This window comes from Streptomyces sp. NBC_01314 (assembly GCF_041435215.1).
Classification (GTDB): Bacteria; Actinomycetota; Actinomycetes; order Streptomycetales; family Streptomycetaceae; genus Streptomyces.
Genome location: NZ_CP108394.1, coordinates 4,712,623 through 4,728,151, shown reverse-complemented (window position 1 = coordinate 4,728,151; position 15,529 = coordinate 4,712,623). Strand labels below are relative to the sequence as shown.

Genomic DNA, 15,529 nt, shown 5'->3' with positions numbered 1-15,529 from the left:
GGCGGCCGGATACGGGGGAGACGAGCACGGGGGCTCGTGTGTGAAGCACCCGCCATGGACGTCCCCATCGCCGTACTCCCGTACCTGAACTCCGCCCGGGCAAAGGAGGTGCTGGAGCTGCTCGCCCCCGGGCTGTCCGTGCGGTCGTGATCAGGGTGGTGCCCGATCGTGGTCACGCGTACGAACCGGCACCGGTGGCCGGTCCCGCTCATGGCGTCCAGCCGGAGCGCCTGTAGCCGGCCCAGAACCGGCCGCCGGCCTGCCCGAGTACCTCGTCCACCACGCCGATGAGGGGCTCGACCTGACCCTCCAGTACTTCGCGGACGGCGTGGTGCAGGCGCAGGCCGAGTCCTGGTGCCGTGGTGTCGAGACCGCGTGCCAGCCACTTCCCGCTTGCGTTCCAGGATCCGCCGACGGCCAGCGCCAGCTCGCCGGTTCTCCGGGCCAGTTCGGTGGCGATGAACAGCTGCTCGCCCTGGTCGGTGCTTCCCGAGAGATCGTCGAGGAGGTCGGTGATCGCATAGCGGCGGTCGTCGATCTCCTCGGCCGGCACGCCGGGTGGTCCCGCGGTGGTCAGCTTCCGGGCGTCGGCGGCGATGCGCGCGCCGACTCCGTCGGTGTCGAAGAGCAGCAGCCCGGCGGCACACATCCAGAGCAGCGGTGACCGGCGTTTGCGTACCTCCCGCTCGACATACGCGTACCAGGTCGCCTCGGTGTGCACGAACAGCTCCACCGGCCAGCCATCGTGCCGGAAGCTTGCCCGGTACGGCGCTGGGGCCCCACGGAGCACCACCACGATGTCCAGGTCGGACATCGCCGTGCGGCGGGCCGTCACGACGCTGCCTCCCAGGAACGCCGCCCGGGCGTCAGGGTGATGTTCCTCGACAACGGCGCGGGCGGCGTCAATCGCATCCATACGGCAACTATCCGCATCCTGTGCGTAACGCGCACGGGGTTTTGCGCACCGCCCGCGGCCGCGTACGTCGCCGGAGGGGAAGTACACGATCTCGACGAGGACGCCGTCGGTGTGGCTGAGCAGGACGACGACGGAGACCCGCCCGCTGCCCAGGGCACATCAGTGCTCCAGCGAAACCGATGTGCCCTCAATGTGCCCTGGCCGCCTGACGGCCCCTCCCCGCTCATGACGAGGGCGGAGCCCGAAAGCCCCGCCCGAACACCATGAATCCCTGGATCAGGGCCAGACCAGGCAGTACGGCTGATGCCCCGCCTCGTGCAGGCGGTGGCTGAAGTCCTGCCATTCGTGGAGGAGTTGGTAGACGTTGAAGGCGTCGCGGGGGCCGCCGCGGTCCGGGACCGTCGACCAGATGAAGGCGGCCGCGCCGACCGCCTCCTCGCCGATGCCCCTGAGGGGGTCGACGACGGTCATCGGGAGCTTCACGACGGCGTAGTCGGGGTGGAGGACGACCAGTTCGAGCGGGGGCACCTTGTGGAGGGGGACGCCTTCGATGCCGGTCAGCACCATCGCGGCCATCGTCTCCGGCTTGATCTTGGTGAACATGCCGTTCATGCCGAGTTCGTCGCCGCCGAGCTCCTCGGGGCGCATCGAGATCGGGACACGGGCCGCGGTCGCGCCGTCGGGCGCGCCGAAGTATTTGTAGGTCACCCCCACCCGACCACCATTCCCGCTCCCCGCCCGGAGCCGGTTGACCACGTGGTCCAGGCCCTCCACACGGTCCGCACTCTCGATGCGGTCCGGACGGTCCTTGCGGTCCGCACGGCTCCTGCGCTCCGCGCGACTCCTGCGATCCACCAGGTCAGGCCGGTCCATCCGGTCCGTCTGATCCATTCCGTCCACACGATTGACGCGATCCACATGATCGGCGCGATCCATACGGTCCATACCGTCCATACGGCTGCGCCGCCCGATCCGCTCAGGTCCACCGCTCTGGATCCGGTCGGACCCACTGGACGGGACCCGGTCGGGACCGCTCTGGATACGGTCGTCGCCGGTCCCGGACCGGCCGGAACCCGCTTCCGTACGGTCGGCGTGGTCATTGCGGTCGGCGTCGCCCCGCGGACCGTCTGCGTCGTGTGTGCCGTGTGCACTCTGCGGACCGTACACGCCCGGCTGACCCTGTGGGACGTACGGGGGCTGTGACCCCGGTGACCCCGAAGGCACCGGTGGCGTCGACGGGGCCGGCGGCACGGGTGGTACCGGAGGCAGTGCCGGCAACGAATCCCGCGGGTCCGGCGGCGATCCCTGCGGCGCCGGCCCCGCCGACGCGCTCAGCTCGCCCGGTATGCCGGGTGCGCTCCGCTCCGGGGGCGCACCGCGGTCCGTGGATCCGCTCCGGTCGGTCGACCCGCTCCGCTCCTGCCGGGTCTCCGCGGCCTCCTCCGCCTCGCGTCGGTGCCTGCCCCGCCGGGCACGACGAGGACCGAGGTCACCGGTCCCGTCGCCCAGTCCGCCACCGCGATGCATATCTCCACCCGAACGCATTTCTGGGCCGCGTGACCCCCGCCGCGCAACCCGATCATCGTGTCAGTGACCTCCCCCGCGACCGCCCGCCGAAACGTGCGCGCAAATACCAGTCGGCAGGATCTTCGGAGCCTCTGACACCATGGCCTGTGTGAGCTATCCGTACGAAACCCCAGTCTCTCAGACCATTGAAGGCTGAGGCGCGGGCATCGTGTCGGCGGCCGGTACGTCGGTGGTCCGTGGCTCAGATCTACCCCCCGGTGGCCGGAGGGCGCTGGCCTACGCTGAGGGCGGCACGAGTGACGGAGCCGGAGAAGCTGGAGAAAGCGCAGGTCATGCCCCAACGACCCTATTCATATGAAGCCCCGGTCTCGCAGACTCTTTTCGAGCGCGCGGCGGCCGTCACGCCCGGCGGCGTGAACTCTCCCGTGCGCGCCTTCCGCGCCGTGGGCGGTACGCCCCGGTTCATGGTGTCCGGTACCGGTCCCTATCTGACGGACGCCGACGGGCGCGAGTATGTGGATCTTGTGTGTTCGTGGGGTCCCATGATCCTCGGGCACTCCCGTCCCGAGGTCATCGCCGCCGTCCAGGACGCCGTCTCGCGCGGCACGTCCTTCGGTACGCCCGGTGAGGGCGAGGTCGCGCTCGCCGAGGAGATGGTGGACCGGGTCGGGCCGCTGGAGCAGGTGCGGCTCGTGTCCAGCGGGACCGAGGCCACCATGTCCGCGATCCGGCTCGCCCGCGGCTTCACCGGCCGCGCCAAGGTGGTCAAGTTCGCCGGGTGTTACCACGGTCACGTCGACTCGCTGCTCGCCGCCGCCGGGTCGGGAGTCGCCACCTTCGCCCTCCCCGACACCCCGGGCGTCACCGGCGCCCAGGCCGGCGACACCATCGTGGTGCCGTACAACGACCTCGACGCCGTGCGCGCCGCCTTCGCCGCCCACCCCGGCGAGATCGCCTGCGTCATCACCGAGGCCTCCCCGGGCAACATGGGCGTCGTACCGCCGCTGCCGGGCTTCAACCAGGGCCTGAAGGACGCGTGCGCCGAGCACGGCGCCCTCTTCGTCTCCGACGAGGTCATGACGGGGTTCCGTACCAGCAGGGCCGGTTGGTTCGGGATCGACGGGGTCGTCCCGGACCTCATGACCTTCGGCAAGGTCATGGGCGGTGGCTTCCCCGCCGCCGCCTTCGGGGGGCGCGCCGACGTGATGGCGCACCTCGCGCCCGCCGGGCCCGTCTACCAGGCCGGCACGCTGTCCGGGAACCCGGTCGCGACGGCCGCCGGGCTCGCGCAGCTGCGGCTGCTCGACGAAGCGGCGTACGACGTGGTCGACGCCGTGTCGCGGCGGATCCAGGGGCTCGTCTCGGACGCGCTCACCAAGGAGGGCGTCGCGCACACGGTGCAGAACGCCTCCAACATGTTCTCCGTGTTCTTCACGGACACGCCCGTGCGGAACTACGAGGAGGCCAAGGCGCAGGAGTCGTACCGCTTCAACGCCTTCTTCCACTCGATGCTGTCGCAGGGCGTCTATTTGCCGCCGTCGTCGTTCGAGTCGTGGTTCGTGTCGACCGCGCACGACGAGCGGGCGGTTCAGCGGATCGCCGACGCCCTTCCGGCGGCGGCGCGGGCAGCAGCGGAGGCTTCGGCAGCATGAGTGACATCACGGTCGTCCACCTGATGCGGCACGGCGAGGTCGCCAACCCGGACGGAATTCTGTACGGGCGCCTCGACGGATACCACCTCTCCGACCTCGGGCGCCGTATGGCCGACCGGGTCGCCGAGCATCTGGCGCCCCGGGACATCACGCACGTCGTCGCCTCCCCGCTGGAGCGGGCGCAGGAGACGGCGACGCCGATCGCCAAGGCGCACGGGCTCGACCTCGCCACCGACGGGCGGCTCATCGAGGCCGGCAACGTCTTCCAGGGCAAGACGTTCGGCGTCGGCGACGGCGCGCTGAAGCGGCCGGAGAACTGGAAGCATCTGGTCAACCCCTTCAAGCCGTCGTGGGGAGAGCCGTACCTCGACCAGGTCGTCCGGATGATGGGGGCGCTCGACGCGGCGAAGGACGTGGCGCGCGGGCACGAGGCCGTGCTGGTCTCGCACCAGCTGCCGATCTGGATCGTGCGGTCGTACGTCGAGAAGCGGCGCCTCTGGCACGATCCGCGCCGGCGGCAGTGCACGCTCGCCTCCCTGACCACGTTCACGTACCAGGGCGACAGCATCGTCTCCGTCGGCTACAGCGAGCCGGCGCGTGATCTGGTGCCGCCGCATCTGCTGGCCGGGGCCAAGCCGGTCAAGGGCAAGGACAAGGCCTTCGGAGCGTGAGCGCTCCGCTGGGGGCGGGGCGGGGTGGGTGGGCTGAGGGTGGGCTGAGGCTGTCGGGCGACTGCGGGTTCGTCGTGGTTGCTCGCGCAGTTCCCCGCGCCCCTGAAAGACCGGCAGTGCCCCGTGCTTCGGAAGGGCTCCTGGGCCCCGCCCCCTGAAAAACCCTGGGCCCCGCGTCCCGTAGAGACTCGCAGTTCACCGTGTTCGCAAAAGTTCTGTGCTCGGTGGAGATCAATGGGAACCTTTACGCCCTTTCATGCCTCTAAAGCGGTGTGCTTCACGTGAACTGGTGCGTGGAATGACCATGGGGGATGCAATGCGCGAGATATCGCGAAGGGGGATGCTCGGGCTCGGCGTCGGCGCGGGCGTGGCCGCGGGGCTGGGGCTGACCGGGTGCGGTACGGGGCTCGGGGGCAAGCCGGGCGAGGGCGGTGGTGGCGGCAAGGGCCGGGGGAAGCACGGGAAGCCGGGGAAGACGGCGAAGCTGCTGGGTGACGGGTCGACGTCGTACACGGGGAAGCAGCCGAACCAGCCGGGGAAGCCGCGGCCGCTGGCGCCCGGCGAGACGCCGCCGCAGTTCGTGGTGTTCTCCTGGGACGGGGCCGGGGATGTCGGGAACGGTCTTTTCGAGCGGTTCCTGAAGGCCGGGCGGGATCACGACGCCCATATGACGTTCTTCCTCTCCGGTATCTATCTTCTCCCGGAGTCGAAAAAGCGCACCTATCTCCCGCCGAACAACGCGCCCGGCGCCTCCGACATCGGTTATCTGACGGATGAACACATCAAGTCGACGTTGGGACATGTGCGCACGGCGTGGCTCGACGGGCACGAGATGGGCACCCACTTCAACGGTCATTTCTGCGGTGGCAGCGGCTCGGTCGGGAACTGGACGCCGAAGCAGTGGCGCAGCGAGATCGACCAGGCGAAGTCGTTCGTCAAGGAGTGGAAGACCAACAGCGGGTGGACGGATGTCGAGCCGCTGCCGTTCGACTACGACAAGGAGCTCGTCGGCGGGCGGACGCCGTGTCTGATGGGGCAGGAGAACCTGCTGCCCACCGCGCGCGAACTGGGCTGGCGCTACGACTCCTCCTCGCCCGGCGGCCTCCAGGTCTGGCCCACGAAGAAGCAGGGCATCTGGGACCTGCCGTTGCAGTCCGTACCGTTCCCGGGCCGCGGCTTCGAGGTCCTCTCGATGGACTACAACATCATGTACAACCAGTCGCAGAACTCCACCCAGGCCCCGCCCGCCAACTACCCGGCCTACCGCACCCAGGCGACCGGCGCGTACGTCGCCGGGTTCCAGCGCGCGTACGAGACGAACCGGGCGCCGCTGTTCATAGGCAACCACTTCGAGGAGTGGAACGGCGGGGTCTACATGGACGCCGTCGAGGAGGCCATCAAGCACATCGCGCGGGCCAAGGAGAAGGCGCCGGACGGGGAGATACGGATGGTGTCCTTCCGGCAGTTCGTGGACTGGATGGACGTCCAGACACCGGAGACCCTGGCCAAGCTCCAGACCCTCGGGGTGGGGCAGCAGCCGACGGGTGGGTGGAAGGAACTGCTGGGGGCCGGTTCGACCGCGTGACTTCGCGCCACGTTCCTCGACCACCCGACATGTCACCGCCTCGACCATCCCGGGTTCGCCGCCTCGGCCACCCGGGCGTCGCTGCCTCGACCATCCCGGGTTCGCCGCCTCGGCCACCCGGGCGTCGCTGCCTCGACCATCCCGGGTTCGCCGCCTCGGCCTCCCCGGCGTCGCTGCCTCGGCCTCCCCGGCATGACCGCCTGGCCACCCCGGCATAACCGCCCGACCACGCCGCCCTTCGGTCGTCTGACCTCGACGTACGGCACCGGTCCGAGTCGCCGTGAGGCGGCCGTCGACCCCGGCGCAAGTCCGCGAAACGGGCATGCGAAACTTTTCACATGAGTGTCCGTACGAGCCGCAGTCGTGCCGCTTTGCTCTCTGCCGGGGCTGCCGCCCTGGCGCTGACGCTGTCCGCCTGTGCGGGCGGTGGCATCGAGGGCGGGGGCGGTGGGACCGGGTTCATCACCGGTTCCGACGGGATCGCGACGGTGGAGAAGGGGGACCGGGACGACGCGCCCGCGCTCTCCGGCAAGACCATCGACGGCGACCAGCTCGATGTCTCGTCCGCCTACAAGGGCAAGATCATCGTCCTGAACGTGTGGGGCTCCTGGTGTGCGCCGTGCCGCGCCGAGGCGTCCAACCTCGTGAAGGTCTCCAAGGACCTCGCCGACCAGGGCGTGCAGTTCGTCGGCATCAACACGCGGGACACCAGCACCCGGCCCGCGATCGCCTTCGAGGAGCAGTACAAGGTCGACTACCCGAGCCTGTACGACCCGACCGGCAAGCTGCTGTTGCGCTTCGAGAAGGGCTCGCTCAACCCGCAGCTGATCCCCTCCACGCTGGTCGTCGACCGGGACGGGAAGCTCGCGGCGCGCACCCAGCAGGCGCTCAGCGAGGAGAAGCTGCGCAAGATGCTCAAGCCGATCCTCGCGGAGAAGTGACGTGGCCGGGACGCCCGCGCAGGCCACGGCCACCGCGCTGACCACCGCCGCCGCCGAGCTGAACGAGACCGTCTTCAACGGGGCCCTGCTGCTCGCCCTGCCGATCGCCGTCCTCGGCGGACTCGTCTCCTTCTTCTCGCCCTGCGTCCTGCCGCTCGTGCCCGGCTATCTGTCGTACGTCACCGGAGTCGGCGGCACCGACCTGGCCGACGCCCGCAAGGGCCGGATGGTGGCCGGGGCCGGGCTGTTCGTACTCGGGTTCACCCTCGTGTTCGTCTCCGGCGGCGCGCTGTTCGGGTACTTCGGCCAGACCCTGCTGGAGCACCAGGGCGTGCTCAACAAGGTGCTCGGTGCGCTCATGATCGCCATGGGCCTCTTCTTCATGGGGCTGATGCCCTGGTTCACCCAGCGCGAGTACCGCTTCCACACCAAGCCGGCCACCGGGCTCGTGGGTGCCCCGATACTGGGCGCGCTCTTCGGGATCGGCTGGGTGCCCTGCATCGGACCGACCCTCGCCTCGGTCAACGCCCTCGCCCTCGAACAGGCCAGCGCCGGTCGGGGGGCCCTGCTGATGGTGGCGTACTGTCTGGGGCTGGGCCTGCCCTTCGTGCTCGCCGCGGTGGCCTTCCGCAAGGCGCTCGGCGCCTTCGCCTGGGTCAAGCGGCACTACGCGTGGGTGCTGCGCATCGGCGGCGGCATGATGATCACGATCGGACTGCTCATGCTGACCGGCGCCTGGGACCGCATCGTTCAGGAGATGCAGGTCTGGTCCGCCGGCTTCACCCCTGGGATCTGAGCCAATGACGACGACCGACTCCGGCAACCGCGAGAAGAACGCCGGCACACCTGAGGCGAGCGGCGACCGCGAGAACACCGCCCGGCGCGGAAGCGGGGCCGTTGACGACAACGACCTCGGGGCCGCCGGCTCCCAGCTCTCCACCGCCCCGCAGGAGGACGCTCTCAACCTGCCCTCGCTGGGCGTGATCGGCTGGGCCCGCTGGTTCTGGCGGCAGCTGACGTCCATGCGGGTCGCGCTGCTGCTGCTGTTCATGCTGTCGCTCGCGGCGATCCCCGGCTCGCTCATCCCCCAGTCGGGGCAGGACGAGAGCCGGGTCGCCGACTTCATGAAGCGGCACGACACCCTCGGGCCGCTCTACGAGAAGCTCGGGCTGTTCCACGTCTACGGCTCGGTGTGGTTCTCGGCGATCTACATCCTGCTCTTCGTCTCGCTCATCGGCTGCATCGTGCCCCGCACCGGGCAGTTCGTCGGCCAGCTGCGCGGCCGGCCGCCGGGCGCGCCCAAGCGGCTGACCCGGCTGCCCGCGTACGCGACCTGGCGCACGGAGGCCACGCCGGAGCAGGTGCGCGAGGCCGCGCTGAAGGAGCTGAAGAAGCGCCGGTTCCGCACGCACCTCGCCGGGGACGCCGTCGCCGCCGAGAAGGGCTATCTGCGGGAGGCGGGCAACCTCGCCTTCCACATCGCCCTGATCGTGATGCTGGTCGCCTTCGCCTGGGGCCAGCTCTACCGGTCCGAGGGCAACAAACTGATCGTCGAGGGCGACGGCTTCGCCAACACCCTCACGCAGTACGACGACTTCAAGTCCGGCAACCTCTTCACCGCCGAGGACCTCAACCCGTTCAGCTTCGACCTCAAGAACTTCCGGGGCACGTACGAGACGAGCGGCCCCAACAAGGGCACGCCGCGTATCTACGAGGCCTCCGTCGACTACGCCGTCGGCGCCGACGGCAAGGAGCGGTCGACCCGGATCGAGGTCAACAAGCCGCTGGAGATCGGCGACTCGAAGGTCTACCTGGTCAGTCACGGGTACGCCCCCGTGATCACCATCAAGGACGGCAGGGGCAAGGTCGTCTTCCAGGACGCCGCGCCGCTGCTGCCGCTGGACTCCAATGTCACGTCCACCGGCGCGATCAAGGTCATGGACGGTTACACCGACGCCAAGGACAAGTGGGACCAGCTCGGCATCCAGGCCTTCTTCCTCCCGACGTACGGCGGCAAGAACACCGCCGTGGTCTCGCAGTTCCCCGCGCTGCTGAACCCCGTGCTCAACCTGGAGCCGTACCACGGTGATCTCCGGGTCAACGCGGGCATCCCGCAGAGCGTGTACCAGCTCGACAAGTCGAAGCTGAAGGGGTTCAAGGACTCCAAGGGCGCGCAGGTGCGGGAGAACCTGAAGATCGGCGAGTCCATGACGCTGCCGAACGGCGCGGGCACGATCACCTTCGACGGGGTCAAGGAGTGGGCCGGCTTCCAGATCACCCAGCAGCCCGGTAGCGGGTGGGCCCTGGGTGGAGCGTTCACCGCCATCTTCGGTCTTGCCGGGTCCCTGTTCATCCAGCGTCGGCGGGTGTGGGTGCGGGCGGTGGCCGGCCCGGACGGGGTGACCGTCGTGGAGATGGCCGGGCTGGGGCGCAGTGAGTCGGCGAAGGTGCCGGAGGAGCTGGGTGACCTGGCCGCCGCCGTGCACGAAGTGGCCCCTACTGCCGCTGAGCCCGGCTCCGACAGCGAGCCGTCCGCCGCTGCTGAGGCCGAGGGCGGTGACGCCGACCGGCGCTCGCCGGGTGCCGCCGCGCCCACCCGTGCGGCCGCCCCAGCGGCACGATTGCCCGCAGCTACGACGGACTCGAAGACCCCTGACCCCCAAACCCCAGCCGTGCCTTCCGAAGGGGCTGAGCAGTAGTGACTCTCGCCGCCGCCACCAACGAAAACCTCGCGAACATCAGCAACACGCTGATCTACTCCGCGATGGCCGTGTACACCCTCGCCTTCTTCACGTACATCGCCGAATGGCTCTTCGGGAGCCGGAGCAAGGTGGGTCGTACGGCTGCCGCGCTCACCGCCGATGCCGGTGCCGGTGTGGGTGCGGCGAAGAAGGCGGACGCGCCCGCGGTGACCGTGAAGACGGCCGGCGGGACCAGCGTGCTGGAGCGGCCGAAGGTGGTCGTGCGGGCCGCCGCCGGGGCCCGGGACGTGCCGGACGGGCCCGGCGCGCACGGCGGAGACGCGCAGGGCGACCTCTACGGCCGTATCGCCGTGTCCCTCACCGCGCTCGCCTTCCTCGTCGAGTTCGGCGGGGTGCTCACGCGGGCCCTCTCGGTGCAGCGGGCGCCGTGGGGCAACATGTACGAGTTCAACATCACCTTCTCCACCGTGGCCGTCGGCGTGTACCTCGCGCTGCTCGCGCTGAAGAAGGACGTCCGCTGGCTCGGGCTTCCGCTCATCACGACGGTCCTCCTCGATCTCGGTCTGGCCGTCACTGTCTTGTACACCGCCAGCGACCAGTTGGTTCCCGCGCTCCACTCGTACTGGCTGTACATCCACGTCTCCACCGCGATCTTCTGCGGCGCGGTCTTCTACGTGGGCGCGGTCGGCACGATCCTGTACCTGTTCAAGGACTCCTACGAGAGCAAGCTCGCGAGCGGCGGCCGGCCCGGCCGGTTCGCGACCTCCGTCATGGAGCGGCTGCCTGCCTCGGCCTCCCTCGACAAGTTCTCGTACCGCGTCAACGCCGCCGTCTTCCCGCTGTGGACGTTCACGATCATCGCGGGCGCGATCTGGGCGGGCGACGCGTGGGGCCGCTACTGGGGCTGGGACCCCAAGGAGACCTGGTCGTTCATCACCTGGGTCGCCTACGCCTGTTACCTGCACGCCCGCGCCACGGCCGGCTGGAAGGGCCGCAAGGCCGCGTACATCGCGATCGCCGCCTTCGCCTGCTGGATGTTCAACTACTACGGCGTCAACATCTTCGTCAGCGGCAAGCACTCCTACGCCGACGTGGGCCTGGCCGTGCTGCACTCCGTCGGAGGCGGCGCCTGACGGTTCGGCTCCGGCACCACCGCTCCCGTACGACTTCCGTACGCCGAAGGCCGGTTCCCTTGTGACGCGGGTCACGGGAACCGGCCTTCGCTGTACGGACAGTGGGAGTACGTGGAGACGAATGACGGGGACACGGGGGACCGGAGTGCGCTGCGCGCGGATCAGAGACGGGGACGCGGAGGGCGGCTTGCCGCGCCCGTGGCTGCTCGGCATCGCCACCAACGTGGCCCGCAACATCCGCCGGGCCGGCCGGCGCCATGCCGCCGCCGTCGCGCGGCTCCTCGGCTCGGGCGTGTTCGAGCACGGGGACGAGGGCGACACCGACTTCGACTTCGACTTCGGGCTCGACCGGGTGCTCGACGGCATCGAGGTCCTGGTCGAGTCGCGACGCTGATGCCGGTCTCCCCGCCTCCCTGAGAACACGACCTCTTCCCCTACAACTCAGGTATCACCCCACACTGTTGTGTCATTCCCAGGGAGGAGGGAGGCACGGCCCGGCGAGGGATCCGCATGCATGGCCGCTTCCTGAATGATCGTTCCTGTCCGAACATGTGACCGGAAGGATCGATTTCGTGCGCAGACGACGTCTCGTGCCCCTGTTAGTCGTGAGTGTCACGGCAACGCTGGCTCCCGCACTCGCCACCTCGACGGCCACCGCTGCTCCGGCGGCCTCCCCGTCGACCATCTCCCGCTCGACCGCCTCCTCGTCCGCCGCCGAGGGCGCGCTGGACCGGTATGTGAAGCAGAAGCCGAAGTGGAAGCGGTGCGACGCCGACGCTCCCGCGAAGTTCCAGTGCGCCACCATCAAGGTCCCGCTGGACTACCGGGCCCCCGGCGGCAAGCGGATCGACCTGGCCATATCCCGGATCAAGAGCACCGCGCCCGACAAGCGCCACGGTGTCCTGTTCTCCAACCCCGGCGGCCCCGGGGGCTCGGGGCTCTACATGCCGCTGGGGATCCAGGAGGTGCTCCCCAAAGCCGCACAGCGGAAGTACGACCTCATCGGCTTCGACCCGCGCGGTGTGGGACGTAGCAGCCCGGTTTCCTGCGGTCTGAAGCCGGGGGAGGAGAACTGGCTGCGGCCCTACAAGAAGGCGACGTTCGCCAAGGACGTCGCCTGGGCACGCGGCGTCGCGAACAAGTGCGAGAAGAAAGCGGGCGACACGCTCCGGCACATCACCACGCGCAACACCGCGCGTGACATGGATCTGATCCGGGCGATCCTGGGTGAGAAGAAGATCTCGTACCTGGGTTACTCGTACGGCACCTACCTGGGCGCCGTCTACACCCAGCTCTTCCCGCGCCGGGCCGACCGGTTCGTGCTGGACAGCGCGGTCGAACCGGCGCGCGCCTGGCGAGGGATGATCCAGTGGTGGGCGGAGGGTGCCGAGCCCGCGTTCGACCGGTGGACCGAGTGGGCCGCCGCGCGTTCGGCGACCTACGGCCTCGGTGACACCCCGAAGAAGGTCGACCGGACCTTCTGGGACCTGGTCGCGCGGGCCGAGAAGAAGCCCATCGAGGTGGACGGGCAGCCGACCACCGCTGATGACATCCGGATCGGTATGCGCGGGGCGGTCTTCACCCCGGAGTACGCCTCCGAGGCGATGGTGGAGCTGAAGAAGGCCGCGGCCGGCAAGCCTGCCTCCGCGAAGAAGCTCGCGGTGTTCGCCGGCTCCGCGGGGACCGGGACGGCAGGCGCCGCCGGCGGTGCCGCCGAGGTGCCGTCCGACAACTCGATGGCGAGCTTCTGGGCCGTGGTGTGCGGCGACAACTCGGCCGCGTGGTCCCGCGATCCTGAGAGCTACCGACGGGATGCCATCGCGGACAAGCGCCGGTATCCCCTCTTCGGTGACTTCGCGTCCAGCATCAAACCCTGTGCGTTCTGGGACAAGTCCGTGGAACCGGCGACCAGGGTGAACAACAAGGTCGGCTCCCTGGTCGTCCAGAACGAGTGGGACTCGCAGACCCCGTTGCCCAGTGGTCAGGCCCTGCACGCCGACCTGAAGGGCTCGAAGATGGTCACCGTCCTCGGCGGCGAGGGCCACGGCGTCTACCCGAACGGCAACGCCTGCTCGGACGGCGCGGTCAACGGCTACCTGTTCAACGGAAAGCTCCCGGCGAAGGACGTGACCTGCGAGGCGACGACCGGCTCGAACGCGGAGGCACGGGAGAACCAGAAGCGGGAGGTGCTCCCCGGTTCTCCGCTCCCGGAGCGCGCCCCGGACCGTTTCTGAGCCCGGCCGCATGACCCATTACCAGCATGACCCGTTGACCCGCATGACCCGTTGACCCGCACGACCCGCACGACCCGCATGACCCGTTGAAGATGGGGCGGAATCTCCTGGTGAGGTCCGCCCCATCGCGCGTCGCCGTCGCCGGAGTCGAGACCTCCGGTCACCCCACGCGCAGCGGGCGGCCCGCGACCGCGTCGTCCGGCCAGTCCCTCGACGCCCGCCACAGGAGCACGTCGTCGGCCGGGCGGGTGGCGGAGAGCTGTTCCAGCTCCCGGCGCACGCGTTCGGCGACTTCCGGGTCCGGTAGGACGAGGGGATCCGTCAGCTGCCACACCGCGTGCAGCAGACGGCGTACGCGCGGGTGAGGGGCCGGGTCCGGGCGTGTGCCCGGGCGGCCGAGTGCCACCACGCCCCGGTCGTCCGGGCCGTCCGCATACGGGGCCGACGCGATGAAGACCAGGGACTTCAGCCAGGTGCGGGGGTCCGCCTCGTGGAACGTGGCGCTGAGGTGAGCCACCGCGAAGTCCGCGTCGCCCAGGGCGAGTTCGTGGTGGGCGCGGTGGAGGGGGCGGGCGCTGCCGTAGTGGGTGGCGAGCGCGCGGTGGGCGTCCCGCCAAGCCGTGCGGTCCGGGCGGTCGCCGTTCCCGTGGCGGAGTCGCAGCGACAGCAGGGTCCGGAGGAACGGGTCGCCCACGAAGTGGTCGGGGGCGGGGGCGTGGCCTTCCGCCGCCAGGCGGTCTTCCAGGGCCCGTACGCCCGACGCGCCGAAGCCGGCCGGGAGCTGGGAATCGGCGAGGGTGACGGCCGAGTCGTGGTCGTGGGCGATGGCGAGGACGGTCAGCTCGTCGAGGTGGGCCTCGTCCGGGAGGAGTCGGTCCAGCATCATCTCGTAGGCGGGGCGTCCGGCGTGGTCGGCGAGCAGCAGGTCGGCCGGCCCGGTGAGCCCTTGGGGGAAATTCTGGCGCGCCGATTCGGCCATGAGCGACGTGCCGAGGGGGTTGCCTCCGGTCAACCGGTGCGCGGAGGAGGGGAGTCGGGGTGGGATCGGCTGTCCGGGACCGCAGGCCGCCTCCATGGCCTGCCGTGTCTCGTCGGGGGACAGCGGCGGCAACGACACCAGGAGGGCGTGCGACGACGGCGTCCCGCCCGGCGCCCAGCCGCTGGTCCGTGTCACCTCCGGCAGGGTGCGGCGGGCCGCGTTCCGCAGCGCCGGGTGGCCCTGCCCCCGCAGCCCGGCGAAGAACGTCACCTGGTCGGTCCTGCCGTCGGCCCGGCCCCGCAGCACCGATTCCAGCAGCCGCCGCCCCGCCGCCTCCTGCACGTTGTCCAACAGGATCACCGGCCGTCCGGTTCGCTGCGTACGCGGTACGACCCCCGCGTACGCGTCGTCCAGGTCCGCGAGCAGCGCCCGTACGAGATGGTGCTCGGCGTGGGTCCGGGCGTCGCCGCCCACCCTGAAGTGTTGGGAGAGGAGGACCAGGCCGCGCTTCGGGTTCCCGGCCGCGTTCGGGTGGTCGCGGTACCAGACCGCGCCCCGGCGCAGCCGCCGGTGCGAGGACGACATCCCCTCACTGAACGCCTCCAGCGCGGCCTCGATGATCGCCTCGACCACCGGCTGCCCCTGCACCGACATCGACGACACCAGCCGGGCCACGGCCTTCCCCACCCACCGCCCCGCCAGCCAGCCGCCCGTGTCGCTCAGCAGCAGGACCCGCTCCGCCTCCGTGCAGATCCTCGACAGTCCGCGATCCCCCCAGCCACCGGCCGCGACGGCGAGCAGCCCGCACGCCAGCCGGGGGAACGTGATCCGCCCGGCACCGTCCACAGGCTCCCCGAGCTGCTCCGCGATCACCGCCAGCGCCTCGTACGCGGGCGACCAGGACGCCGGGGGGCGGCCTGGGGGAGGCCGGTCGAACCGCGTCTCCTCGCCGTCGATCAGCGCGACGGGAGCGCGACCCCGGTACGCCGCCCGCAGCTCCCGCAGCATCGTGCTCTTGCCGAGGCCTCGCGCTCCGGCCAGCACCACGAAGGGGGGTCCCTCCGGGGGTTGGTGCGCGGTGGGTATGTCGAAGAGGGCGTGGGTCTGCGCTGTTGCCGTTGTCATAGCTGTTGTGGGTATCAACAGCTGGGGAATGACGGGCAGTTGCTTCGGAGTAGGGGTGAAGCTG

12 protein-coding genes are annotated in these 15,529 nt (G+C 70.2%); 9 read left to right on the top strand and 3 right to left on the bottom strand.

Going from position 1 to position 15,529, the window contains the following annotated elements:
* Nucleotides 1–208 precede the first annotated feature (208 nt).
* Together OG622_RS20765 and OG622_RS20760 are read right to left on the bottom strand one after the other, a co-directional pair.
* Nucleotides 209–916: a nucleotidyltransferase domain-containing protein gene (locus tag OG622_RS20765; protein WP_371577997.1), complete on the bottom strand. Its 708-nt coding sequence runs from the start codon at nt 914–916 to the stop codon at nt 209–211.
* A 276-nt stretch (nt 917–1,192) separates the two neighbouring features.
* Complete coding sequence (locus tag OG622_RS20760; protein WP_003974483.1) at nt 1,193–1,630, bottom strand: hypothetical protein; 438 nt, start codon at nt 1,628–1,630, stop codon at nt 1,193–1,195.
* 1,145 nt (nt 1,631–2,775) lie between these two features.
* Here OG622_RS20760 and hemL point away from each other — a divergent pair.
* The 9 genes from hemL to OG622_RS20715 all read left to right on the top strand — a co-directional run bounded on the left by hemL (nt 2,776) and on the right by OG622_RS20715 (nt 13,361).
* Nucleotides 2,776–4,095 (top strand): glutamate-1-semialdehyde 2,1-aminomutase, encoded by a 1,320-nt coding sequence (hemL, locus tag OG622_RS20755; protein WP_371577995.1) that lies wholly within the window; start codon nt 2,776–2,778, stop codon nt 4,093–4,095.
* A complete protein-coding gene (locus OG622_RS20750; RefSeq protein WP_371577994.1) occupies nt 4,092–4,766 on the top strand; it encodes a histidine phosphatase family protein in 675 nt (224 codons plus the stop codon). Before hemL ends, OG622_RS20750 begins: the two co-directional genes overlap by 4 nt.
* A 316-nt stretch (nt 4,767–5,082) precedes the next feature.
* A complete protein-coding gene (locus OG622_RS20745; protein ID WP_371577992.1) occupies nt 5,083–6,351 on the top strand; it encodes a hypothetical protein in 1,269 nt (422 codons plus the stop codon).
* A 338-nt stretch (nt 6,352–6,689) separates the two neighbouring features.
* The gene (locus OG622_RS20740; RefSeq protein WP_371577990.1) at nt 6,690–7,292 is read left to right on the top strand and encodes a TlpA family protein disulfide reductase; all 603 of its coding nucleotides are present in this window, start codon (nt 6,690–6,692) and stop codon (nt 7,290–7,292) included.
* Nucleotide 7,293: 1 nt separating this feature from the next.
* A complete protein-coding gene (locus OG622_RS20735) occupies nt 7,294–8,088 on the top strand; it encodes a cytochrome c biogenesis CcdA family protein (RefSeq protein ID WP_371577989.1) in 795 nt (264 codons plus the stop codon).
* A gap of 4 nt (nt 8,089–8,092) precedes the next feature.
* Entirely contained in the window at nt 8,093–9,991 is a 1,899-nt protein-coding gene (locus OG622_RS20730) for a cytochrome c biogenesis protein ResB (RefSeq protein WP_371577987.1), read from the top strand.
* A complete protein-coding gene (gene ccsB / locus OG622_RS20725; protein WP_371577985.1) occupies nt 9,991–11,127 on the top strand; it encodes a c-type cytochrome biogenesis protein CcsB in 1,137 nt (378 codons plus the stop codon). Before OG622_RS20730 ends, ccsB begins: the two co-directional genes overlap by 1 nt.
* A 121-nt stretch (nt 11,128–11,248) precedes the next feature.
* On the top strand, nt 11,249–11,521 hold the full coding sequence (locus OG622_RS20720; protein WP_371577983.1) for a hypothetical protein: 273 nt from the start codon (nt 11,249–11,251) through the stop codon (nt 11,519–11,521).
* Nucleotides 11,522–11,699: 178 nt separating this feature from the next.
* Nucleotides 11,700–13,361: an alpha/beta hydrolase gene (locus OG622_RS20715; RefSeq protein WP_371584159.1), complete on the top strand. Its 1,662-nt coding sequence runs from the start codon at nt 11,700–11,702 to the stop codon at nt 13,359–13,361.
* A 160-nt stretch (nt 13,362–13,521) separates the two neighbouring features.
* Here the strand turns inward: OG622_RS20715 and OG622_RS20710 are convergent, their stop codons facing one another.
* Nucleotides 13,522–15,465: a hypothetical protein gene (locus tag OG622_RS20710; protein WP_371577982.1), complete on the bottom strand. Its 1,944-nt coding sequence runs from the start codon at nt 15,463–15,465 to the stop codon at nt 13,522–13,524.
* Nucleotides 15,466–15,529: the final 64 nt, after the last annotated feature.

Coding starts and splice junctions, on each gene's coding strand:
- OG622_RS20765 (WP_371577997.1), bottom strand. CDS start 916: ATGGATGCGATTGACGCCGCCCGCGCCGTTGTCGAGGAACATCACCCT.
- hemL (WP_371577995.1), top strand. CDS start 2,776: ATGCCCCAACGACCCTATTCATATGAAGCCCCGGTCTCGCAGACTCTT.
- OG622_RS20750 (WP_371577994.1), top strand. CDS start 4,092: ATGAGTGACATCACGGTCGTCCACCTGATGCGGCACGGCGAGGTCGCC.
- OG622_RS20745 (WP_371577992.1), top strand. CDS start 5,083: ATGCGCGAGATATCGCGAAGGGGGATGCTCGGGCTCGGCGTCGGCGCG.
- OG622_RS20740 (WP_371577990.1), top strand. CDS start 6,690: ATGAGTGTCCGTACGAGCCGCAGTCGTGCCGCTTTGCTCTCTGCCGGG.
- OG622_RS20730 (WP_371577987.1), top strand. CDS start 8,093: ATGACGACGACCGACTCCGGCAACCGCGAGAAGAACGCCGGCACACCT.
- OG622_RS20720 (WP_371577983.1), top strand. CDS start 11,249: ATGACGGGGACACGGGGGACCGGAGTGCGCTGCGCGCGGATCAGAGAC.
- OG622_RS20710 (WP_371577982.1), bottom strand. CDS start 15,465: ATGACAACGGCAACAGCGCAGACCCACGCCCTCTTCGACATACCCACC.